This window comes from Acetobacterium wieringae, from assembly GCF_001766835.1.
Lineage (GTDB): Bacteria > Bacillota > Clostridia > Eubacteriales > Eubacteriaceae > Acetobacterium > Acetobacterium wieringae.
The window spans coordinates 1-18,795 of the sequence record NZ_LKEU01000012.1; the positions used below are offsets into that span (position 1 = coordinate 1).

General features: G+C 40.4%; 36 protein-coding genes and 1 tRNA gene. 33 read left to right on the forward strand and 4 right to left on the reverse strand.

From position 1 onward, the window contains the following. Together ACWI_RS19215 and ACWI_RS01635 are read left to right on the forward strand one after the other, a co-directional pair. A partial coding sequence (locus tag ACWI_RS19215) for a hypothetical protein (protein ID WP_207648637.1) occupies positions 1-183 on the forward strand: 183 nt, incomplete at its 5' end. A gap of 163 nt (positions 184-346) precedes the next feature. Continuing rightward, positions 347-422: transfer RNA gene (locus tag ACWI_RS01635), tRNA-Lys, on the forward strand. 159 nt (positions 423-581) lie between these two features. Here the strand turns inward: ACWI_RS01635 and ACWI_RS01640 are convergent. The 3 genes from ACWI_RS01640 to ACWI_RS01650 form a co-directional block, all read right to left on the reverse strand. Further along, positions 582-1,709, reverse strand: coding sequence for a tyrosine-type recombinase/integrase (locus ACWI_RS01640; RefSeq protein WP_070369699.1), 1,128 nt, complete (start codon positions 1,707-1,709; stop codon positions 582-584). A gap of 172 nt (positions 1,710-1,881) precedes the next feature. Then, positions 1,882-2,424: a hypothetical protein gene (locus ACWI_RS19220; protein ID WP_207648638.1), complete on the reverse strand. Its 543-nt coding sequence runs from the start codon at positions 2,422-2,424 to the stop codon at positions 1,882-1,884. Between the two features lie 110 nt (positions 2,425-2,534). Then, positions 2,535-3,014, reverse strand: coding sequence for a helix-turn-helix domain-containing protein (locus ACWI_RS01650; RefSeq protein WP_070369700.1), 480 nt, complete (start codon positions 3,012-3,014; stop codon positions 2,535-2,537). A 180-nt stretch (positions 3,015-3,194) separates the two neighbouring features. Here ACWI_RS01650 and ACWI_RS18895 point away from each other — a divergent pair, with 180 nt between their 5' ends. Further along, a complete protein-coding gene (locus ACWI_RS18895) occupies positions 3,195-3,332 on the forward strand; it encodes a hypothetical protein (RefSeq protein WP_175440873.1) in 138 nt (45 codons plus the stop codon). Positions 3,333-3,365: 33 nt separating this feature from the next. Here ACWI_RS18895 and ACWI_RS01655 read toward each other — a convergent pair whose 3' ends face one another. Further along, the gene (locus tag ACWI_RS01655; RefSeq protein ID WP_070369701.1) at positions 3,366-3,581 is read right to left on the reverse strand and encodes a hypothetical protein; all 216 of its coding nucleotides are present in this window, start codon (positions 3,579-3,581) and stop codon (positions 3,366-3,368) included. Between the two features lie 430 nt (positions 3,582-4,011). Here ACWI_RS01655 and ACWI_RS01660 point away from each other — a divergent pair, with 430 nt between their 5' ends. From ACWI_RS01660 to ACWI_RS18920, 30 genes are all read left to right on the forward strand, one after another. Next, complete coding sequence (locus ACWI_RS01660; RefSeq protein WP_070369702.1) at positions 4,012-4,203, forward strand: hypothetical protein; 192 nt, start codon at positions 4,012-4,014, stop codon at positions 4,201-4,203. 28 nt (positions 4,204-4,231) lie between these two features. Then, on the forward strand, positions 4,232-4,411 hold the full coding sequence (locus tag ACWI_RS01665) for a hypothetical protein (protein WP_070369703.1): 180 nt from the start codon (positions 4,232-4,234) through the stop codon (positions 4,409-4,411). 34 nt (positions 4,412-4,445) lie between these two features. Beyond that, positions 4,446-4,652 (forward strand): hypothetical protein, encoded by a 207-nt coding sequence (locus ACWI_RS01670; RefSeq protein WP_070369704.1) that lies wholly within the window; start codon positions 4,446-4,448, stop codon positions 4,650-4,652. A 6-nt stretch (positions 4,653-4,658) separates the two neighbouring features. Next, a complete protein-coding gene (locus ACWI_RS01675; protein ID WP_070369705.1) occupies positions 4,659-5,030 on the forward strand; it encodes a hypothetical protein in 372 nt (123 codons plus the stop codon). 19 nt (positions 5,031-5,049) lie between these two features. Further along, positions 5,050-5,283: a hypothetical protein gene (locus ACWI_RS01680; protein ID WP_070369706.1), complete on the forward strand. Its 234-nt coding sequence runs from the start codon at positions 5,050-5,052 to the stop codon at positions 5,281-5,283. Positions 5,284-5,314: 31 nt separating this feature from the next. Then, on the forward strand, positions 5,315-6,091 hold the full coding sequence (locus tag ACWI_RS01685; protein ID WP_070369707.1) for a phage antirepressor: 777 nt from the start codon (positions 5,315-5,317) through the stop codon (positions 6,089-6,091). 15 nt (positions 6,092-6,106) lie between these two features. Further along, entirely contained in the window at positions 6,107-6,487 is a 381-nt protein-coding gene (locus ACWI_RS01690; protein ID WP_070369708.1) for a hypothetical protein, read from the forward strand. 235 nt (positions 6,488-6,722) lie between these two features. Beyond that, the gene (locus ACWI_RS18900) at positions 6,723-6,866 is read left to right on the forward strand and encodes a hypothetical protein (RefSeq protein WP_175440874.1); all 144 of its coding nucleotides are present in this window, start codon (positions 6,723-6,725) and stop codon (positions 6,864-6,866) included. After that, complete coding sequence (locus tag ACWI_RS01695) at positions 6,863-7,144, forward strand: MerR family transcriptional regulator (protein ID WP_070369709.1); 282 nt, start codon at positions 6,863-6,865, stop codon at positions 7,142-7,144. The genes ACWI_RS18900 and ACWI_RS01695 overlap by 4 nt, the downstream gene beginning before the upstream one ends. 10 nt (positions 7,145-7,154) lie before the next feature. Then, positions 7,155-7,511 (forward strand): hypothetical protein, encoded by a 357-nt coding sequence (locus ACWI_RS01700; protein ID WP_070369710.1) that lies wholly within the window; start codon positions 7,155-7,157, stop codon positions 7,509-7,511. After that, on the forward strand, positions 7,501-8,154 hold the full coding sequence (locus ACWI_RS01705; RefSeq protein ID WP_070369711.1) for a hypothetical protein: 654 nt from the start codon (positions 7,501-7,503) through the stop codon (positions 8,152-8,154). Before ACWI_RS01700 ends, ACWI_RS01705 begins: the two co-directional genes overlap by 11 nt. Next, positions 8,151-8,390: a hypothetical protein gene (locus ACWI_RS01710; RefSeq protein WP_070369712.1), complete on the forward strand. Its 240-nt coding sequence runs from the start codon at positions 8,151-8,153 to the stop codon at positions 8,388-8,390. The genes ACWI_RS01705 and ACWI_RS01710 overlap by 4 nt, the downstream gene beginning before the upstream one ends. Further along, positions 8,387-8,707 carry a hypothetical protein gene (locus ACWI_RS01715; protein ID WP_070369713.1) on the forward strand — a complete coding sequence of 107 codons (321 nt, stop codon included), beginning with the start codon at positions 8,387-8,389 and terminating at the stop codon, positions 8,705-8,707. The genes ACWI_RS01710 and ACWI_RS01715 overlap by 4 nt, the downstream gene beginning before the upstream one ends. Positions 8,708-8,724: 17 nt before the next feature. Then, the gene (locus tag ACWI_RS01720; RefSeq protein ID WP_070369714.1) at positions 8,725-8,907 is read left to right on the forward strand and encodes a hypothetical protein; all 183 of its coding nucleotides are present in this window, start codon (positions 8,725-8,727) and stop codon (positions 8,905-8,907) included. 1 nt (position 8,908) lies between these two features. Then, positions 8,909-9,085 carry a hypothetical protein gene (locus ACWI_RS18905; RefSeq protein WP_175440875.1) on the forward strand — a complete coding sequence of 59 codons (177 nt, stop codon included), beginning with the start codon at positions 8,909-8,911 and terminating at the stop codon, positions 9,083-9,085. Next, positions 9,082-9,237, forward strand: a complete 156-nt coding sequence (locus tag ACWI_RS18910; protein WP_175440876.1) for a hypothetical protein — start codon at positions 9,082-9,084, stop codon at positions 9,235-9,237. The genes ACWI_RS18905 and ACWI_RS18910 overlap by 4 nt, the downstream gene beginning before the upstream one ends. A 470-nt stretch (positions 9,238-9,707) precedes the next feature. After that, positions 9,708-10,463, forward strand: a complete 756-nt coding sequence (locus tag ACWI_RS01725; protein ID WP_070369715.1) for a rolling circle replication-associated protein — start codon at positions 9,708-9,710, stop codon at positions 10,461-10,463. Next, the gene (locus ACWI_RS18915; protein WP_175440877.1) at positions 10,450-10,617 is read left to right on the forward strand and encodes a hypothetical protein; all 168 of its coding nucleotides are present in this window, start codon (positions 10,450-10,452) and stop codon (positions 10,615-10,617) included. Before ACWI_RS01725 ends, ACWI_RS18915 begins: the two co-directional genes overlap by 14 nt. Beyond that, a complete protein-coding gene (locus ACWI_RS01730) occupies positions 10,614-11,168 on the forward strand; it encodes a hypothetical protein (RefSeq protein WP_070369716.1) in 555 nt (184 codons plus the stop codon). The genes ACWI_RS18915 and ACWI_RS01730 overlap by 4 nt, the downstream gene beginning before the upstream one ends. Then, on the forward strand, positions 11,165-13,003 hold the full coding sequence (locus ACWI_RS01735) for a PcfJ domain-containing protein (RefSeq protein WP_070369717.1): 1,839 nt from the start codon (positions 11,165-11,167) through the stop codon (positions 13,001-13,003). Before ACWI_RS01730 ends, ACWI_RS01735 begins: the two co-directional genes overlap by 4 nt. A gap of 236 nt (positions 13,004-13,239) precedes the next feature. Next, the gene (locus ACWI_RS01740; protein ID WP_070369718.1) at positions 13,240-13,485 is read left to right on the forward strand and encodes a hypothetical protein; all 246 of its coding nucleotides are present in this window, start codon (positions 13,240-13,242) and stop codon (positions 13,483-13,485) included. 2 nt (positions 13,486-13,487) lie between these two features. Next, positions 13,488-14,096, forward strand: a complete 609-nt coding sequence (locus tag ACWI_RS01745; RefSeq protein ID WP_070369719.1) for a Holliday junction resolvase RecU — start codon at positions 13,488-13,490, stop codon at positions 14,094-14,096. Continuing rightward, complete coding sequence (locus ACWI_RS01750) at positions 14,096-14,458, forward strand: hypothetical protein (protein WP_070369720.1); 363 nt, start codon at positions 14,096-14,098, stop codon at positions 14,456-14,458. Before ACWI_RS01745 ends, ACWI_RS01750 begins: the two co-directional genes overlap by 1 nt. A gap of 2 nt (positions 14,459-14,460) precedes the next feature. Further along, on the forward strand, positions 14,461-14,796 hold the full coding sequence (locus ACWI_RS01755) for a hypothetical protein (protein ID WP_070369721.1): 336 nt from the start codon (positions 14,461-14,463) through the stop codon (positions 14,794-14,796). Positions 14,797-14,799: 3 nt separating this feature from the next. Continuing rightward, entirely contained in the window at positions 14,800-15,348 is a 549-nt protein-coding gene (locus ACWI_RS01760) for a DUF4406 domain-containing protein (protein WP_070369722.1), read from the forward strand. 8 nt (positions 15,349-15,356) lie between these two features. Then, positions 15,357-15,917: a sigma-70 RNA polymerase sigma factor region 4 domain-containing protein gene (locus ACWI_RS01765; protein ID WP_070369723.1), complete on the forward strand. Its 561-nt coding sequence runs from the start codon at positions 15,357-15,359 to the stop codon at positions 15,915-15,917. A gap of 173 nt (positions 15,918-16,090) precedes the next feature. Further along, a complete protein-coding gene (locus ACWI_RS01770) occupies positions 16,091-16,567 on the forward strand; it encodes an HNH endonuclease family protein (protein ID WP_070369724.1) in 477 nt (158 codons plus the stop codon). Positions 16,568-16,630: 63 nt separating this feature from the next. Then, positions 16,631-17,014 carry a phage terminase small subunit P27 family gene (locus ACWI_RS01775; protein WP_084633437.1) on the forward strand — a complete coding sequence of 128 codons (384 nt, stop codon included), beginning with the start codon at positions 16,631-16,633 and terminating at the stop codon, positions 17,012-17,014. After that, entirely contained in the window at positions 17,004-18,629 is a 1,626-nt protein-coding gene (locus ACWI_RS01780) for a terminase large subunit (RefSeq protein WP_070369726.1), read from the forward strand. The genes ACWI_RS01775 and ACWI_RS01780 overlap by 11 nt, the downstream gene beginning before the upstream one ends. Further along, positions 18,629-18,793 carry a hypothetical protein gene (locus tag ACWI_RS18920; RefSeq protein WP_175440878.1) on the forward strand — a complete coding sequence of 55 codons (165 nt, stop codon included), beginning with the start codon at positions 18,629-18,631 and terminating at the stop codon, positions 18,791-18,793. Before ACWI_RS01780 ends, ACWI_RS18920 begins: the two co-directional genes overlap by 1 nt. Positions 18,794-18,795 lie beyond the last annotated feature (2 nt).

Below are 18,795 nucleotides of genomic sequence, written 5' to 3' on the forward strand. Positions count from 1 at the left end.
TCCGTTGACGACGTCTACGATGGTTCGAATCCATCTTCTCCCACCATAAGTGAGATCCGATTTCAGGATGAAATTGGCTATGCATGTGAGCAGAGCGAATCGTGCATCATCGAACTTACGCATTTTATTGAAAACTCATCCATATTGGATGAGAAGAGTTTTCGATTAAAATACGATCCTTAGCACAACTTAATTTAATGATCTGACCCATTAGCTCAGTTGGTATAAGCAGAGAACCAAAAATGCACGACCGTAGGGAGTGAACATTTTTGTGTGAATCGCTTAGTCAGGCAAACTTGAGTATTACACAGTCGTTTGAAGACAAACAATAACTAAATAATTTTATGACCCATTAGCTCAGTTGGTAGAGCATCTGACTTTTAATCAGGGTGTCGGGCGTTCAAGTCGCCCATGGGTCACCAATTTTACATTAAAAAACCGCATAAGCATGCGGTTTATTTTTTTACCTTCAATTTCAATCTTCACACATTTGTAAATCTTCACACATTTTTAGCACATCAGAAATATTTCTAAAATCTTAGCACATTTCACACACTGGCAAGTTACCGGCAAGTTAAAACTCACACACTCCTTTTGAACTGAACAATCTTATCAGAGGTTTCCATGTATTGATCCAGGGCATCAATGGCGGTACGCTTCATATCTTCCAAGGCGTGTAAGTAAATGTCGCCGGTGATGGTAATGGAGCTGTGGCCAAGGATAGCCGATACTGTTTTGATGTCGGCCCCGTGGTAGAGCATCAGGGTTGCGGCCGTATGCCGGAGATCATGGTACCGGATATTTTCAAAGGCTGGCCCTTTAATATTAGTGTACGAATGGGAAACATACTCCGGGATAAATTGCATACCGTTTCGATGGACACAGACGTATTTATTTTTAACATAACTTTCAGCGAAATGTTTCCGGTATTTTGCCTGGGATCTAATTTCCTCTTTCAGTTTCTTGGCCACGCCCAGGGTGAAGGGGATCTGCCTGGTCTGCTTGCTTTTAGTTGGGAGATGAAAATACTCACCTTCCTTGTAATGGAGTGTTCTCCGGACAGTAATTACCCGGGTTTTGAAATTAATATCATGCCACTGCAAACCACAGACCTCAGCACGGCGTAAACCCAGGAAGAGGGATAAGTAAACAGCGGTTTCAATTTCGGCCCCGGAAAAGTAGGATAGAAAGGTTTTAACCATATCCGGGTGGATGATCTCAGCCTTGAATTTATCTTTTGGGATCGGCTGCGCCAGATCAGCTGGGTTGAATTGGATCAGCCGATCCTTGAGCGCCTGTTTAAGAGATTGCTTTAAAATGCGGTGGTAATAATTACAGCTGGTACCAGAAAGCCCATCGGCCCGGAGATCGTTATACAATGATTCAATATCCGTGACCGTCAATTTCTGCAGCTGGATTTTGCCAATAACCTCGCCCATGGCCGCCGTCGTTGATTCATAAGAAGAGTATGTTTTATCTGACAGAGAACCTTTTTTATAAGTTAACCATTTTTTAAAGTAATCCTCCACCAGCATTTTGGACGGGCTGACATAGGTACCGTCACGCTGGGAAGCCTCAATGCTGATCTTGAAATCATTGGCGTCTTTGGCCCGGGAAAAGTTTTTCATGCGCTGTTTGCCATCTTCCCGCCACCGAACCTGCCACGTTTTCTTTCCGGATTCGTACTCAATTTTCTTTACTGTAGCCATTATTCTTAATCCTCCTAAAAAAGGGCGTAAAAAACCCCGATTTTGTCCAATTACGTTGAAAAAAACCGGGCATAATGCTACAATATAATAAGTAACAGGGTATATTGTGCTTTTGCCCGGTATATCTGAAACCGTCTTTTCTGCGCCAACAGAAAAGACGGTTTTTTTATTGTTATTTTAAACCGTACTGTGATTTCATGGATAATACGCCGTCTTGAATATTCAAAATAGCATTTGCGCCAAAGTCGCCTTCACCTTCAAATGTGTAGGTTTGAGTATAGTATGGTTCACCCTTAGTTCCAACCTCTGAGGATAGCGTGCCAGATCCGCCAACTATTGCCACGACTTCATCATAAGTCATGCCATTTTGAATAGCTGTGAATTCGGCCATATTCATTTTAGGGGAATTTGCCGGTGCGGCTGGTTCTTCTTTTTTAGTTTCAGCGGCAGCTGTTTCGGTAGTCGCCTTTTCTTCAGCTACTACCTCTGTCTTAGCGACGGTTTGATCGGTTGACTTTGATGCGGCACCGCCAAAAACTCCACTTAACCACGCCAATGAATAAAAACCTAAAATAACAGTTAGAATAATCCGAAGTACCATACCGCCTTTTTTTCCGACCCACAACAACGCAAGCCCGGCAGGCGGGATAAAAATACAAGCCAACACCACAACCCACGTTTTCTGCCAAAAAGGCACTTTTACATTTTCTTCCATAAACAATTCCTCCTTCAAAATATTTAAAACATGCCTATATGCCCAAGACGTTGATTAATAAGAGCAAACAGACCGTGCTTCAACCAAAATTTTAAATTGCAAGGATCAATTTAGCCGACCTTCTTCTTTACATCGGCGGTGTCGGGTGAAGCTCCAGACGTTGAAAAACGACGTTCATCTTCCAACTCCTTCCGGTATGCCTCCACTTCCAAGTCAATCGCTTCATCTTCACTGGCCACAGCACCCCCAAAGACATTAACAAAGTAACCCTTAAAAATCTTCCGGTGCTCCGGGGAAAGCTTCAGGTATTCCTGCAAGATCTTGATATCTAACTGATCGAGGTTGTATTTTTTTTGGAGGTCAAGCAATTCGTCATCCTGGGTGAGGTTGAACATATCGCCAGAGCCGGTTCTTAACCATTCTTCAGAGACGTTGAACTCACGACAGATAGCACGAATCATCTGATCAGTCGTGCCTCTCTCTCCAGTTTCAATTCTGGATATGGCTGCTTTTGTTACGCCAAGGAGAGAACCAAAAGTTTCCTGCGAATGGCCAAGCTCTTTTCTAACTTCTTTTATTCTTGAGTTCATATCCAACCTCCGTTCTTGATTTATATAATAATATCAAAAGTTACCTAAGTCAACAAAAAAATTAAAAAATAGTTGACAAGTAATGTATGGTAACTTAATATGTAACCATAGGAAACGAAATGCAATTAAAAAAGTTATCCCACCTGTGGGAGATTTACACATTGGAAGGGGGTGAAGAGGATGGAAGCAAATAAAGCTATGAGAAAAATGAGACGTGAATTGGAAAAGGAAGGGAAGAAAGTTAATTACATCGTGGAAATTGAAAAAGACGGGAAAGTCATAAAAACAATCAAAAGTAAAAAAGAGCCATCAAAATAAGATGATGGCCCCAGGGGTTAAAAAACGATGTAATTAATCCTCTTTGTAGGTTGGCGAAATATCAAGATGCTCAAGCTCATAAAAATCTACACAAACACCATGACCGTCATAAGCATCGAATGAAATACAAGCAGGCAACTCAGGGTCAGTTTTATCGGCTTCAACCTCATTAATTTCGACATATTCATAACCGCCATCGAGAATGTCTTGAGCCATTTTTAAGAGGTCGGTTGTTTTAACAATAACCACGATCAGCACTCCTTTCAAATTATTTCGGCGTGTCAGCGCCGATACAATAATTATAGGTAGTTGAGCAAAAACAAACAAGAGTAAAAAGATATCCCGTCTGTGGGAGATTAACACATTGGAAGGTGGTAAAGAGGGATGGAAAACGAATTACAAGACCGATATAGGACTGCATGAAACGATGGACAAGAGTAAAAACACTATCCCGTGTGTGGGAGATTGGCATTTTTAAAAGATGCTGTAAAGAAAGGAGTCAAATATGCATCACTATATCACAAAATATTGGGAAAACGGCAAACACTATGCCGTGACATGGGTTCAGATTAATATTTTTAATTGGTGTTTTTGCTTCTGGCAGAGAAAGATTCAGTTATAAGAAATGAAAAGTAAATAAAAGAGGTAACTTGAAATTTAGACCAGCAAGGAGGTGGGAATGATGACTGACGAAAAAAACAGGCTGGAAACAGAAGAGTTTGCAGAGTTATTAAGCAAACTGGAAGATCAGGCGGCAAAGGATTTTATTTATGGTGTGGTCAAAGGGATGGTCCTGAGCATGGAATTAACCAAGGTTCAGCCAGCACAGGATGAAGACAGCGAATCACACACGTTGGGAAAAGCTAGTTAAATTTAGAAGCGGAAGGAGGTGAAGAGGAATGATTATAGTTTTGAGATCAGGAATTTGTATTGACGAGGAATATTTAAAAAGCATACACGACCCAATAAAAAGTGTCATAAAAAAGGAACTTCCGGAAGAACATCAAACAAATGAAGTGATTAAATATGTTCTTGATGAGTTAATTAAAGAGATTGATGAGCTTAGAGTTATTCTATAATTTTTTACAATAGAAATCGAAGGGGGTGAAGGGGATGAAAATACAAATTGAAAAAGAACCACCAACACTTGTTGAGGTTGCAACAGTAATACATGTTCGGACCTCTAGGGGGGACGGTTCAGAGAATAATCCTGTTAGAGGGATCGTTCAGTTTTGGACATTGGAAGGAGAACTGATAGCAGAAACAGAAAGCAACAACTATCGGTCTTTGAGAGCCAAAGGCCAGCTTGGAAGGGGATGAAGAGGAATGATAGCTACTATTGCAGCCTGCGCCGCATTGGGAGTATCGGTTACCGCATTGGTAATAACGATGAGAAATAAAAAAACGTCAGATTTTGCAAATAACAGGCGTGAAGAGACAATACTTTCAAATGAACAGGTTAAGTGTGAGGTGGAACGTCAAAGGAATTACGAACAGCATATGGAGAAATCGGCAAGGTTCATCTATCAAGTTGCTCTTGAAAAGGCGTTTCGGGATTTACAAGACAGTGATAAGCGAGAACTAAAGCATAAACCAGAAACACCAGTTCAACCACAAAGAAACCCATTTGCATATGATGTTATTAAGGAGCGGGAAAAGATTAATCAGTTTATCAGAGAGTTTTTGAAGGATTTGTGATTAGGAAGGAGGCGGTTTTATGTACGAACAAACACAATTCAAAAAACTTGTAGCTGAAGTACTTAAGAACCAAGAAAGCATTAATAAATCAACTACTGAACGCTTCACTGTAGTCATCGAATCATTTAAGAACCAAGAAAGCATTAATGAATCAATCAACAAAACTATAACAAATCATGGAAAATCAATAAAGTGGCTGATGTTTTCTAATATTGCGCTAATTATCGCATTAACGGTATTGGTGCTTAATTAAACAGCGCAATGATGGAGAAGGAAAAAACAATATGAACGAGTTACAAATATTTCAAAACAAAGAATTTGGCAATGTAAGAGTTGTTGAAATTGATGGTGAACCATGGTTTGTTGGGAAAGATATTGCGGAGGCGTTGGGGTACGAGAACACGAGCAAGGCGATTATCACACATATTGATGATTACGACAAGAATGTGCTAAAGTCCCAAAACGGTACTTTAGAAAACGTGCCAAATCGAGGGTTGCAGATCATTAACGAATCTGGCCTTTACTCCCTTGTCCTATCCAGTAAGTTACCATCAGCAAAACAATTTAAACGCTGGGTTACAGCAGAAGTATTGCCAGCGATCAGGAAGACGGGAGCTTTTAATCAGTTACCAACCGGTCAAAACCTCATTGCTCTGGCGCTTATCGAAGCAAACAAGATGCTTGAGGAAAAAAACAGCACCATTAAGGTCCAGGAACAGTTGATTGGCGAAATGAAACCAAAGGTGGATTATGTTGACGATATTTTGAAAAACAAAAGCCTGCTCAAGATATCGTCAATTGCTAAAGACTATGGCATGAGTGGCCAGGCAATGAATAACCTGCTGCATGCTTTGAAGGTGCAGTATAAATCAGGGGATCAGTGGTTGCTATATGCAAAACACCAGTCTAGCGGTTATACCAGCTCTGAAACGGTCAGCTTCACCAGAACCGATGGAAGAACAGACGTTAAACTGATTACCAAGTGGACGCAAAAGGGACGGTTGTTCTTGTATGAACTATTAAAGAAGCAGGGTGTTGTGCCAGTGATTGAACGGTATTGATGAAGAGGGGAGAAGATGATGAATGATGATTGCAAATTTTGTACAGAAGAAACAGAGGATCGCCAAACAGGGATTCGTAATGGCGATTTTAAAATTGAGATTTGGAAAAATACAAGTCAGGATCTAGACAATGAATATTATTTGAATGTCCAACACTTGAATCAAAACATTTACGAAGAGGATTTTAAAATAGCCTATTGTCCGATCTGTGGAAGAAAATTAAATGAACGAAATAGATCAGAAGACTATGAAGGATTGACAACAGGCGCATCAACCATCAACGAAATCAGAGAAAAAAATGGACTTGATCCATTGATAGTTGAAAATGCCTATAAAAAAATCATTATTGCCCAAGAGTATCGGTTTGGAAAAGAAGGTGAAAATAGTGTGGAATAATGTATTGATAATATTCATTTCGGTTGTTATTTCAAATATTGTGTCAGGATGGGCTATTGTTCGGTTATATCGATACACGAATGAAATTACTGATTCTTTAGATTACACCATAAAAGAAACACAAAAAGCGGTGATAAATGCATTGGAAAGAATTAGCAACAGACAAAAATAAAATCATCACCAATTGGATGAGCAAAAACAAACAAGTGTAATTAATAAAAAGGAGTGATGAAAAATGTATGAAATTAATTGTGCGAGATGCAAAGAGCGCATTGGAAACCACTGTAAGGATCTTGATCAGCGCCTGGAGCTGCTGGAATTTGAAAAAGAACTGAAATTTGAAAAACCAGAGAATTGCAAAGGGGGGGAAGAAAAATGACCGTTGATTTTCAAATGACCGATGCGGATATCCAGAAGATGGCCAGTGTGCTGCTGGCGGCGTTGTTGCCAGAAATTGAAAAGCGGGTTGCCCGGGAGCCGACCCGGACCATGAGTAAGCAAGAGGCTATTGATTATCTGCCAGGGGTGTCCCGGGAATCTTTTGAGGAAATATGTAAAAAGCACAAGCTTGGGGTAAAGGTCGGAACCCGCTGGCTCTATACCAATACTGAGCTGGACAAGCTTCTGGAAGAATTCAAAGGCAAAACGTTAATTTGAAGGAGCGAAAATGATTGAATTTTTAAACAATCCCCATACTTGGGTTTTGGAAGCAGCGGAAAAAATTAAGCCAGGAATATCTGCAGATATCATGTTTTATGACAGAGAGCAGTGGCGCAAGGCATTTGACCATCACGCTTGGGGAGTGACTATATTCCCGGAAGATGGAACGGATCCATTAATCATTATCAGAGCGGATCTGAATCTGGTCGAGTCGACCGAAATTCTAGCCCACGAATTGACCCATGTGATTGTTGGTGAAAAAGAAGAACACAACGAAATATTTGAAAAGAAGTTTGAAGAGCTGCACAAGCTATACGATGAAATTGCTAAAGATGTAAGTGGAGAGGTGACACATGAAAATTAATTACAAGATGTTGGTTGCGATGCTTCAGGAAGAATTGATTTATGTCAAGAATGATCTTAACACGACAATGGGGGATCTTGAGACGGAGGAAAGAATTAAGAATGCGCTTGAAGACGAAGTTGTTAAACTTTTTGATGCTAATACCGCATACATAGAAGAAAAAGCGGAATTGGAGGAACGGGTCAAAGAGCTTAACGCCGATTTCTTTGATCTGGGGGATCTGCTCATGGCGGAAATTAAGAAAAATGAGGAAAAACTGCCAGAGCAAAAACTTGAAGAGGTGGTAACAGGCCTAGATGAATTTCTTCAGAAACAGTACGATGACAGGATTGACCACCTAGAAGCTTTAATATTTGAACTGGGTGATGATCTCGACGAACAGAAAGCAGCGACGAAAAAGACCTTAACTGAGATGAAGAAGGAAGCCTACGACAATGGAATGGCCATGGAGAAGTTGAAAAAAGAAAACAAAGAACTCAAGGTGGCGATGGCAAAGTCTAAGGAAGAGGCTTTTGAAGAAGACAGGAAACAGATTGCAGAACAAATCAAAAAGCAGAGGAACCAATCACGGAAAAGAAAAGCAGCACCCCTGGCGAACACCTGCCAAAGTCTACGGCTAAATCAACGGGGAAAGGTTCGATGATCGATATTAAAAACAAGCTGTGTAACAAGGGATACGAGGTCCAGGATACCGGCAAGAGCTTACAGGCAAAGAAGCCAGGTAACCGCCACATTGAAGTTAAACCTGCAGAGCTGCCCGGGTCGTTTAAATATATTATCTGTGGACAGACATGCTACGAATTTGACCAGGCAATCAAGGCCAGCACCTATGGCGCAAAAGCCATTACACCAAAATTAGACGCGGAGGCAATATCTTGAAGAAAATACAGACAGTAAAGCCGGTGACGCAAAAACAAACCCACGGAGCCATGTGGTTTAAATGCCAGGAGTGCGGCACCCGTTGGCGCATGTGGTTGGAAAAAGGTGTGGAGGATCCACGATTTCGGCGGATTTATCCGGAGCAGCACAAAACGGTACCAGAGAGCATCATTTGCCAGTGCGGTGGATCCGCAGAGCACGTGGACTGGCAAAAAGATTTAAAGTTCAAGAACTACAAGCCAATTTTGCCACACATGAACTACTTTGGAATGATTGATGGCAATGATTTTGCCGAACCAATCATAAATCGCAGATAAAGGATAGGAGAAACGAGATGAACATTGATATGAAAAAAGCCGGCATTGTAACGGCGGGAACATTTCTTTTCACGACCGCATGTATCAGCATTGGTGGCATTGTTTCCGGAGCCGGCCCAAACATGGGTGCAGCAATCGCCATTGGTATTATTTCGGCCATGTGTGTCGCCGTTGGCATTGGATTCAGCGGGGGGAAGTAAAATGGGGCGGTTAAGCTTAACAGATGCGGATAAAATGGCAGGTAATCGGCAATTGGGCCATGAGGTGGAAAAAGGATACTGGGAACAAACCGGGGATCCCGAAAAATTCAAACAGCATGTGGCCATGGATAAAAAGGCCAGACAACGGCCGGGGTATTGGGGAGGGGTTAGAAAATGAAAGCAAAGAATTTATTAAATGCAATGCGGGACCATAAAACAAAAGAAGTCCGGGTGCTGAACGCCGAAACGGGATCAGAGTATCCAATTGAAACAATGGAGCTAAAGGAAAATGATGAAGGTGTTATATATATCATCATCAACGATTATTAAGTCGGAGGAAAAAGCAGGACGTCGAAACACGAAAGACAATGCCAGGTATGTGGTTTGATCTATGATTTAAACTACTGGGTGCCGGAATTCACATGGGTTTGCCATATTTGTAAAAGACAAACGGTTAAAAGCGACAACAAAGCGATGATCGTGCTCAAACGAATGAAAAAGAAATTGGGAGTGAGAGCGATATGAATAAACGACATAAAAAAAAGACTCTTCCAGGCGCTAGAACGCCGATCCGGAAGAGACTTAATAAAAACCTTGATTCATTATAACACAAATAATTAAATAAAAAAAGACCGCCCTTTAAGCTTGGAAGCAATGGCGGTCTTTCTAATAAAACTGTTATCTTATTATACCTTTTTTGGAAAAAGATAACAAGCAAAAAACGGCTGAGTAATCAGCATTTTGACTCGATAAGAGTATTAATTTATCGACAACATCTTTAAAAAAAGGGGTGAGCAAAAATGCCGTATGTCAAAAAGACAACCAGAGCAGGCATGACGATTGAAGTGGAGAAATATTTTACAACCCGGTACCACAAAAAAGGAATTACCCGGGGGGAGAACAAAAAACCAACACCAGAGAAAATGGCCATCATCAATGAGCGGAATGCAGAAAAAACTCTAAGGCAGCTGATCAATAACAATTTTGGCCCGGGGGATCTTCATCAGACTCTGACATATAAAAAAGACCAGAGGCCGGATCCGGAAGAATCAAAAAAAGAGCTGGAGCGATATCTGAGAAAAGTCAGAACCTTATACAAGCGGAGTGGCCATGATCTTAAGTACATCACGGTAACGGAATATAAAAACAAATCAATTCATCATCACTTGATAATTAACATGGTGAACAGTATCAGTGTGAAGGAGTTGAATGATCTCTGGATCAATGGCCGGACACGATTCACCTATTTCGATGAAACCGGGCAGTATGGAGCGCTGGCCCATTACCTGATAAAAGAGACCAGAAAAACATATAAGGAGAAGGGCAGCCCATCAGGGAAACGATGGAACCCTTCCAGGAATTTAGAAAAGCCAAAAATAGATATTGAGATTGTTAAGGCAAAAGAATGGCGAAAGGATCCATCACCATTGCAGGGGTATATCCTGGAATCGGATAGCATAAAAGAAGGGTACCATGATTTTACCGGGTGGCCGTTTCAGATGTATAGCATGGTGAGGGTTGAAGAAAGGAAGAGGTTCAGGAATGAAAAAAGCTGAGCAAATAAAACAAATGACAGATACCGAACTGGCAGCGGAAATAAATAATTTGATCTCTGAAATGTGCCGGCGATTCTGCAGAGGATGCAAAGAATCAGGTTACCGGTGTGATACAGCGGTGAAGAAATATTTGGAGAGTGAGGTAAGGGAATGATTGACCAGGCAAAAACAAAACTTATCGAAGAAAATAAAAACCTGAAAAGCTCTGGCCAGAAGGAAAAAGCAATCGCACCATCGGTGTTAAAAACACTCCTCAGCTTTTGCGATCAGGAAGTATTTTCTCAGGCAGTGCTGGGAGAGGAAAAGAATTTGGCAGATTGTTTAAAACATATCGTCGCCGGCACTGGCAACAGCATTTCAGATCTGGACGTTTATAAAAAGGCAGCCAGCTATTATATCCCGAACGCCGGCATTGAATTTAAGATGATCATGACCATTGGCGAAAACCTGTTGGAAGTGGATCACGATGGAAGACAACCAGCGGAACCGGAAAAAGAGCGTCAGGAGAAAAAGAAGCCCGAAAAGAAAGAAGAGAAAAAGCCAAAGCAAAAGGCACAGCCGATGGATCAGCAGCAGCTGGAAGAGGCAAAGGTAACGATGGCAAAATATCTGGAAGAACGACAAGATAATCATCAGGCCGAAAAGAAAGACGGGGGAAAACAGATCATCCAATTTGATATTTTTGGAAACGAGGTGATCCTGTGAAAAAACGGACCTATGAAAAAATTGAGATCAAACCATATCCGGAAATAAACCGCCCAAAAGAAAAGACGCTGGTCATGGTGGATCTAATTGAAGAGGACGATGTTCTGTATTTAACCATGTATTCAACATCACTAAAAGAAGCGGTGGCAAGAGTTTTTCTTGATCGCAGAAAAATGGACTTTGCAACGATGATCATCGGCAAATGGGATACCTGGGGGAAGCAATTATGGAGAGATGCAAATATCAGAACGATCGGGGAGCAGCATTTAGACAGCCAGAGTTATTGGAACTATGATGTGGCTTGGAAGATGTTTCCTTTAGCAGCATCGGAAAAAGTAAAAGTATACCTAAAAGATGTGACAACATGTTATAAAAATGAGCCCTATGATTTAATCACGAATTTTCAGGAAAAAGTATTAAGTAAAAAAAGAGAAGCAAAAGAAAACAGCAAATTCATTCGAACAAACAAAGTAATGGATATGTTTGAAACGGCTGATGATCCGGAAGGTTTTGAAACATGGGTGGAAAAGCTGTTTGTAAAGAAAAATAATGCCAGATTTCAAAAAGAAGAACATAAAGTAGCTTTTATTCAGATTATCAACGAGCAGATTGCCGTGAGGTATTTTAATTTGTGTAAGTATTACAGCAAAAACGAGCATACCGGAGAGCGGGAAGAAAGCATAATGAATGAATTTGAAGAAATGAGATTTATGCTTGATAAAAACAGCAAAAAGCTAACAAAGTATGAACGAATTCAAGAACCATGGGCGGGGGAACTCTGGGTTAAAAGAGGAGGAACGGGAAATAACAATAAGCGTTACAGTGTTTTTCCGGAAAATATAAAAAGCGTTCTTTCTGGCACATACTGGCAATACTCAAAAATGGAAATTCTAGCAGCAGCAGGGAAGCAGTTTAATCCATTGGATTACCTATTCCATTATGACCATAATCCGGCGATTGAATATATCGTGAAAGCTGGGATTTATAACATTGCCACCGATATGCTCAGTAATGGTTATTGGTTTTATGGAAAAACGGCAAAATCGTTGCAGGAATATTTTAGTATTACGACAGAAGAATTAATGATGGTGAAAAGAGTGGATCCTAAATTAAGGACACTGAAGCAGTTCATAAAATTAAAGGAAAACCAAACACCAAAAGAACCAGACATGATTCTTATCGAGGAATGCAGGATAGAAGATCATAACTTTGAAAAATTACTCGAATGTGAGGGCGATCCAGTCAAGAACATAAAGTATCTAAAAAAACAGGCTGGCATCAAATCGAAAAAAACCACCGTCAATTCAATGGTTGGCACCTATTTTGATTACATCAACATGGCAAGGCAGGAGCAATGGGATCTCAGCGAAAAGCATAACCTCTGGCCGAAAAACCTAATCGCCCGGCATGATCAGCTGGTGGATATCATAAACAAGAAAAAAGATGAAGAGCGGATGAAGAAATTGAGAAAAGAAAACAGGCTGATGAAGCAGCGCCAGAAGAGGATTGATGATCGCTATTATTTTGAAAGCCAGGGATTTTTGATAAAAGCACCTGCAGAGGCAAAAGATATCATCCAGGAAGGTCAAAAACTGGGGCATTGTGTTGGCGGTGATTCATACATTAAAAGTCATGCTTCCGGGAAGACAACAATTTTATTTATCAGAGAGGTAGATAAACCAGAAATACCATTCTACACGTTGGAGCTGACCGAAGACAGGGTTAATCAGGTCAGAGGGAAACGGAATGAGTTGCCAACAAAAGAAGTTGCTGCCTTTGTAAATGAGTGGACCGATAAAAAAATTAAAAACACAATGCTACAGGAAGCGGTATAGCCGATGTTCAACAAATGTATGGGATGTGACAATTATGGAGGAATGAGTTTAATATGCGTATTTGCATGTGAAAGGTATAACGATATGAAAAAAGAAAAAAGAGATCACTGTAAAAAAGCCGACTGTTTGTATTATGACCATAAACAATACAACAACAATTGTTCTGCATCGGCCACGCAGCACAAACGGCAAAATGATTGCCAGTTGTATTTGAAAAAGAAAGAAGTGACCCAAAAATGAAACAATCAGATCCCAGGGAAATCAAAAAACAAATTACCCTATGCGAGGTCAAACTGTACGGATCGGAAATAACTGAGCCGGCAGAGTTTTTTAAAGATTGTGAGATATCAGCAACTGAACTTTCTGAATGTGTGGTGATCAAGGTAAAAGACACGCATTCCGCCATTAAGATCAAAAAAACAGCATTATTGAGCTTAATGGGCTACCCGGGAAACCATCAAAAATATACTGAGAGGATTTGAACATGACAAAGACAATTTACAATGAGGAAAAGTATGTGGAGAAATATCAGGATCCAACTGCAGCTATGGCGATTGAGAATATCAACAAAGAAAACAAAAAAAATAGAAACAGGATCCAGGGATACCGGAGCAGATCAATAGGGAAAAGCTTTGAAGGAATCATTGATCAAGCCTGCTTTAAATATGGAGATCTGGGAAGGGCAATTATTGAAAAGACGCCGGAACCGATGAAGATTATCAGAAAAGGCGAAAAGGGACAGTTTACAGCATGCTTTGAAAAGAAAGCACAGCCGGATTACAAAGGGGTGCTATACAAAGGACAATCGATCATATTTGAAGCCAAAGCCACCGAAAAGGAACAAATAAAGAAAGATGTCATTACACCAGGGCAATTTGAATCTCTGGACAATCATTGGAAGATAAACGCCATTGTTTTTGTGATGGTGTGCTTCCAGCTTGAAAGATATTATCGCGTACCATGGGGAACTTGGCGGGAGATGGAGCTGCTTTATGGCAGGAAGTATTTAAAAGAATCGGATATTGAGGAATACAGAGTTTTTTTCAAGAATGGATGTCTGGATTTTCTAAATAACATTATGGAGGTAATCTGATGAAATTAAGCGATATTGGAAAAGAAAGAGAACAACAGTCGTTGCAAGAGCTATTTGAAGTTGAACTTGAAAAAGTCATTGAAAACATCATGGATAAGCGCACCTATCCGGGAGATAAGAGGAAAATTCAGATTAATGTGATCGTTGTTCCTAAAAGTGAAAGAGATAAACTGAGATTAACATACGATATTAAAACAACATTAGCGCCAATCATGGGTGGTGAAACAGGGATGGATATTATTACCACAATTACTGGAAAGTATGAAACCAGGCCGAGTATTTCAACAAGCAGAATACCAGGACAGGTTGATTACCGTGATGTGTTGCCAGACGATGATGGCGTTTATCCGGAGGAGGAATAAAAATGTACTATTTGAGAAAACAGCCACATGAGGCAACCATACCAGCATTACCAAAAACAGACGGGAGTTTTATCCCGGAACGAAAATATGTAACAGACGATAGAGCGATATATGTACACCCAAATTACAACAGATATTACCGAGGAAAATTTAGAGGTATAGATGGGAAGTATCAAGGGATGGAGGTTTATCAGTGCAAAACATTAAAAGGGATATTGCAGTTGCGACAATCGACTTTTAATTACTCAGGGGAATGGTTTGATGTATATGATGAAAATGGACAGGTGGACATCAGTGGCATGATGCCAGATAAAGATAGTATTTATCCGGAGGAATAGAACATGGACACATTGACATTATTGATAGTTCTAATGGCAGTTGTCACACTGATGTGGATTGTTGCTTCATATACAGAGATTGAGAAACTGAAAATCACAGTGTATGGTGATGGAAATAAAAAAGAAGTTATTCAGCCTGTGGGAGAAGTTGAAACGGTGCTCAGCAGAATCGGGGAAGCATTTAAAAATGTAGGACATGCATGGGAGGTTACATTTGCCGGCCGGATACAAAAGCTTGATGAAAACAAAATATATTATTTGGCTCACCCATGCACGTCCGGGGGAAAAAGCATTAGTGAAAATAAAATAAGAGAAGAGTTTTTATATCAAAGGATTATTAACGAGAATCCAGGCATTAGGATCATTCGTCCGCTGCAGATAATCCCAGAAGGTATGGCACATGAAGAAGCAATGCGCCGGTGCTTTAACATGCTGGACGCTGCTCATGTCATTATATTACCAATGGGGTGGAATCAGAGCAATGGCTGCACCCAGGAGAATAACCGGGCAGAAGAAAAAGACATTGAAAAAGTATACTTAAATACGAATTAGGGGGAACCATGAACGACGAAAGACTAATGGCAATCATAAAAACAACAGCAGAAGAAGCGGCCGAGACTTCATCCACAAAGACATTGTTAAAGTTTCAAAAAGGAAATCTCATGAAAGACAATAAACGATCAACCTTTAAAAAAACAGAATCGCTCCTTTATAATTACCCGAAGTTTAAGCAAATTATAAAGGAGCGGGAAGAGGTCCTATCCTGTGAGTCCAGCTTCTTCCCCAAAGGTAAGAGTGCAGACATTGTCCGGTATTCAAAGCAGCCTCAAGGGTCTAAAGATATTGAGGAGATTATCAAAGAGAAGCACGACGCATATGAGCTATCACTGGAAAGAACAAAGCGATCAGTCAAACTGATCGACGATGCATTGGGTAAGCTTATTGATGATCCTTATTATGAAATCATCCCGGCAAAGTACTTTGATGTCAAAACACATGAACAGATTGCTGAGATGTTTGGCAAAGATATATCAACGATAACCAGGAATAAAAGCCGGTTGGTGAATGAGCTAAAGATCATTCTATTTAGTGATGAAGCCATCACCGAACTGTTTACCTGAGCACTTGACAAATGCACAATGAGCGCACAATTGATGCCATTGTGTGCTCATAATATAAGAGATATACTATTACCGTGCAATAACTTCAATGAGTCACCTCCTTTCAAAGAGAAGCAGGCAGAAGAAGAGCAGCGGGCAACCGTTGCTTTTTCTTTTATAGAATGGAATAGGATATGCCAATAAAGAAATACTGCAGCTATACCGGATGCCGGGTGCTGCTGGATGAAGATGTGAAGTACTGTGACAGACATAAGAAGCAGACACGAGAACACAAAGCTTCACGGGATCGTGAGTATAAACGGAACAGGGATGACAACAAAGAGCAGGACTTCTACCGATCGACAACATGGGTGAATACCAGGGAAGGTGCCATGTCCTATTACTTTGGCATTGATATCTTTGAATACTATACGACCGGTATGATCGTTGAAGCTACTACGGGGCATCATATCGTGCCAATCAAAGAAGACTGGTCAAAAAGATATGATGCAAACAATCTTATTCCTTTAACAGAAAAGAGTCATCAATATATTCACAATGAATATGAGAAGGGCAATAAAAAACAAATGCAGGATATTTTATTTGAAATGAAAATTAAATTTTTCATGGACTACAGGGTGGGGGTACAAAAAACTTTTGAAACCCTCTGACGGTCGCGTATCCAAAGATCGGAGGAACGAAAATGTAAAATTTTAGGGTAGGGGGGGGTCTGCGTGAAGAAAACTGCTCCAAGTTGGATGAACGATCAGGCCAAAAAAGAATGGCGCAGAGTTTTAAAATTAATAATTGAAGAAGAAAAAGAGCTCGAAGAAAAAGATTTTAAGACCCTGGAAACCTATTGTGTGAATTATGCGAAATGGCTTAAGTGTGAGGAAATCTTAGATTCTAAAGGCCTGACATTTGAAACACCAAATGGGTACATTCAGCAACGTCCGGAAGTAGCGATCGGGAACAAAGCCCAGGAACGGCTTTTGGCAACCGCTAAAGAATTAGGCCTGACACCTGCTTCAAGATCCCGTATGAATCGTCATAAAATTTATGAAAAAACAGAAGAGTTTGATGAAGAGCTCGAAGAAATGATTAGCGATGGCACTTAAGAAATGGGTTATCGAAAAAATAAAAGAGCTCAAACTGAAATGGAACAATGACGATTATTACTTTGACGAGGATGAAGCGGAGAAAATTTGGCGATTCATCGGTAAACTGAAAAATGACAAAGGGATCACATCACGATTTGAAATAATCGGGTTTCAGTTTGAGATCATCACAGAAATTCTCTGTGTTAAAGACCGGGAAAATCACAGAAGAAAACACCGGGAAGTCCATATAAACATGGCAAGGAAAAACGGGAAGTCCTTTATCATTGCCATCATCATTACATATTTATTCTTTTGCCAACCTAAAATTAGGGGGGCTATTTTTATATTGACAGCGAATGATGTTAAACAGGCCGGTGAGTTGTTTGATACGGTTTGCTATTTCATAAAGACGAATCGGACACTGAAAAAATACTGTCGGTTTGTAGAATCAAAAAGACTGGTGATCCGTAAAGATAACCGCAACAAATTGATGGTCCTTTCCAGTGATGCCACCGGAGCAGATTCCTATTCTGACTATGTGGCATGCCTGGATGAAATACATGAGAGTAAGAATGACCGGATGTATGGGAAGTTGGGAACCGGTCAGGGTGCCTGGGATGATCCGCTGCTTATCACCATCACCACGGCCAGCTCCGGAGAGGATGAAACAAACTTGGAACAACAGCTTTACACCAGATGTAAAAAGATTGAGATTGAAAATGATGAAGATCCGACTTTTTATTATAAGATTTATGAAGCAGATAAGGGCTGTGACTTAGAGGATCAGAAGCAATGGGAAAAAGCAAACCCTGGGATTGATATTTTCAGGAGCCGGAAAGACATTGAAGTAATGGCCCGAAAAGCAAAGCAGATGCCATTGCAGGAAAATATGTTCCGGAGGATGTTCTTAAACCAGCATGTCGTTTTGGATGGCGAAAAGGGAGCCATTAACATGGATCTCTGGGACCTGTGCACAAAAGATATATCATACGATTCATTAAAAGGTCTGCCATGCTGGAATGGATTGGATTTATCATCATCCAAAGATATTACAGCCTTTGTTCAGGTGTTCTATGATGAACTGATGGATAAATTTATCATCTGGCCACACTTGTTTACTCCGAAAGATACGGTGATAAAAAGAGAAGAAGAGGATAAAAACCCGTATTCAAAGTGGATTAAAGATGGCGAACTTATTGCCTTATCAGGAAAGTATATTAATTTTGAATTACTCATGGATTATGTTTACACAATCGAAGAGGATTTTGAATTTCAGGAATCCGGGTTCGACCGTTGGGGATCCCCAACGATCTTAAACCGGCTGGAAGAAAAATGGGACATCGTGCCCATGGGCCAGGGCATGCAGACCATGACGCCGATCATTAATGATTTTGAATGTCTGCTCATTGATGAACGGATTATCATTGTCGATAATGATTGTTTCCGGACAATGGCCAAAAACTGTGTGGCTGTGTTTGATGATGCCATGAACGTGAAATATTCAAAGCGTAAGAGCCGGTTTAAAATAGATGGCATCATTGGTATGCTCATGGGTTTATGTTTGGCCATTGATGCAAATAAGATCAGTCATTATGACATGGTCGGAGCATTGGAACAATTGGAAAGGATGTGATGACGTTAAAAAAATATATTATTGCAGAAATACTTGTGATTCTGGCTTGTATCATCTTTATTGGTACCACGTTTGTCATTAATACCTATGCAGGTTGTTATCTGCTGGGTGTTTTTTTGTTGCTGTATGGAATCAGCATCGTAAGGAAGGGAGGGGGTGACTAAAT

Bases quoted from the DNA above. Each gene is read 5' to 3' on its own strand.
- ACWI_RS01765 (WP_070369723.1), top strand. From the start codon at position 15,357: ATGAACGACGAAAGACTAATGGCAATCATAAAAACAACAGCAGAAGAA.
- ACWI_RS01755 (WP_070369721.1), top strand. From the start codon at position 14,461: ATGTACTATTTGAGAAAACAGCCACATGAGGCAACCATACCAGCATTA.
- ACWI_RS01690 (WP_070369708.1), top strand. From the start codon at position 6,107: ATGATGAATGATGATTGCAAATTTTGTACAGAAGAAACAGAGGATCGC.
- ACWI_RS01770 (WP_070369724.1), top strand. From the start codon at position 16,091: ATGCCAATAAAGAAATACTGCAGCTATACCGGATGCCGGGTGCTGCTG.
- ACWI_RS01750 (WP_070369720.1), top strand. From the start codon at position 14,096: ATGAAATTAAGCGATATTGGAAAAGAAAGAGAACAACAGTCGTTGCAA.
- ACWI_RS18895 (WP_175440873.1), top strand. From the start codon at position 3,195: ATGGAAGCAAATAAAGCTATGAGAAAAATGAGACGTGAATTGGAAAAG.
- ACWI_RS01725 (WP_070369715.1), top strand. From the start codon at position 9,708: ATGCCGTATGTCAAAAAGACAACCAGAGCAGGCATGACGATTGAAGTG.
- ACWI_RS01730 (WP_070369716.1), top strand. From the start codon at position 10,614: ATGATTGACCAGGCAAAAACAAAACTTATCGAAGAAAATAAAAACCTG.
- ACWI_RS18915 (WP_175440877.1), top strand. From the start codon at position 10,450: ATGAAAAAAGCTGAGCAAATAAAACAAATGACAGATACCGAACTGGCA.
- ACWI_RS01670 (WP_070369704.1), top strand. From the start codon at position 4,446: ATGAAAATACAAATTGAAAAAGAACCACCAACACTTGTTGAGGTTGCA.
- ACWI_RS01745 (WP_070369719.1), top strand. From the start codon at position 13,488: ATGACAAAGACAATTTACAATGAGGAAAAGTATGTGGAGAAATATCAG.
- ACWI_RS01710 (WP_070369712.1), top strand. From the start codon at position 8,151: ATGATCGATATTAAAAACAAGCTGTGTAACAAGGGATACGAGGTCCAG.
- ACWI_RS01675 (WP_070369705.1), top strand. From the start codon at position 4,659: ATGATAGCTACTATTGCAGCCTGCGCCGCATTGGGAGTATCGGTTACC.
- ACWI_RS01780 (WP_070369726.1), top strand. From the start codon at position 17,004: ATGGCACTTAAGAAATGGGTTATCGAAAAAATAAAAGAGCTCAAACTG.
- ACWI_RS19220 (WP_207648638.1), bottom strand. From the start codon at position 2,424: ATGGAAGAAAATGTAAAAGTGCCTTTTTGGCAGAAAACGTGGGTTGTG.
- ACWI_RS01700 (WP_070369710.1), top strand. From the start codon at position 7,155: ATGATTGAATTTTTAAACAATCCCCATACTTGGGTTTTGGAAGCAGCG.
- ACWI_RS01740 (WP_070369718.1), top strand. From the start codon at position 13,240: ATGAAACAATCAGATCCCAGGGAAATCAAAAAACAAATTACCCTATGC.
- ACWI_RS01705 (WP_070369711.1), top strand. From the start codon at position 7,501: ATGAAAATTAATTACAAGATGTTGGTTGCGATGCTTCAGGAAGAATTG.
- ACWI_RS01665 (WP_070369703.1), top strand. From the start codon at position 4,232: ATGATTATAGTTTTGAGATCAGGAATTTGTATTGACGAGGAATATTTA.
- ACWI_RS01660 (WP_070369702.1), top strand. From the start codon at position 4,012: ATGATGACTGACGAAAAAAACAGGCTGGAAACAGAAGAGTTTGCAGAG.
- ACWI_RS18920 (WP_175440878.1), top strand. From the start codon at position 18,629: ATGACGTTAAAAAAATATATTATTGCAGAAATACTTGTGATTCTGGCT.
- ACWI_RS18910 (WP_175440876.1), top strand. From the start codon at position 9,082: ATGAAAGCAAAGAATTTATTAAATGCAATGCGGGACCATAAAACAAAA.
- ACWI_RS01760 (WP_070369722.1), top strand. From the start codon at position 14,800: ATGGACACATTGACATTATTGATAGTTCTAATGGCAGTTGTCACACTG.
- ACWI_RS18905 (WP_175440875.1), top strand. From the start codon at position 8,909: ATGGGGCGGTTAAGCTTAACAGATGCGGATAAAATGGCAGGTAATCGG.
- ACWI_RS01720 (WP_070369714.1), top strand. From the start codon at position 8,725: ATGAACATTGATATGAAAAAAGCCGGCATTGTAACGGCGGGAACATTT.
- ACWI_RS01685 (WP_070369707.1), top strand. From the start codon at position 5,315: ATGAACGAGTTACAAATATTTCAAAACAAAGAATTTGGCAATGTAAGA.
- ACWI_RS01680 (WP_070369706.1), top strand. From the start codon at position 5,050: ATGTACGAACAAACACAATTCAAAAAACTTGTAGCTGAAGTACTTAAG.
- ACWI_RS01695 (WP_070369709.1), top strand. From the start codon at position 6,863: ATGACCGTTGATTTTCAAATGACCGATGCGGATATCCAGAAGATGGCC.
- ACWI_RS01650 (WP_070369700.1), bottom strand. From the start codon at position 3,014: ATGAACTCAAGAATAAAAGAAGTTAGAAAAGAGCTTGGCCATTCGCAG.
- ACWI_RS01640 (WP_070369699.1), bottom strand. From the start codon at position 1,709: ATGGCTACAGTAAAGAAAATTGAGTACGAATCCGGAAAGAAAACGTGG.
- ACWI_RS18900 (WP_175440874.1), top strand. From the start codon at position 6,723: ATGTATGAAATTAATTGTGCGAGATGCAAAGAGCGCATTGGAAACCAC.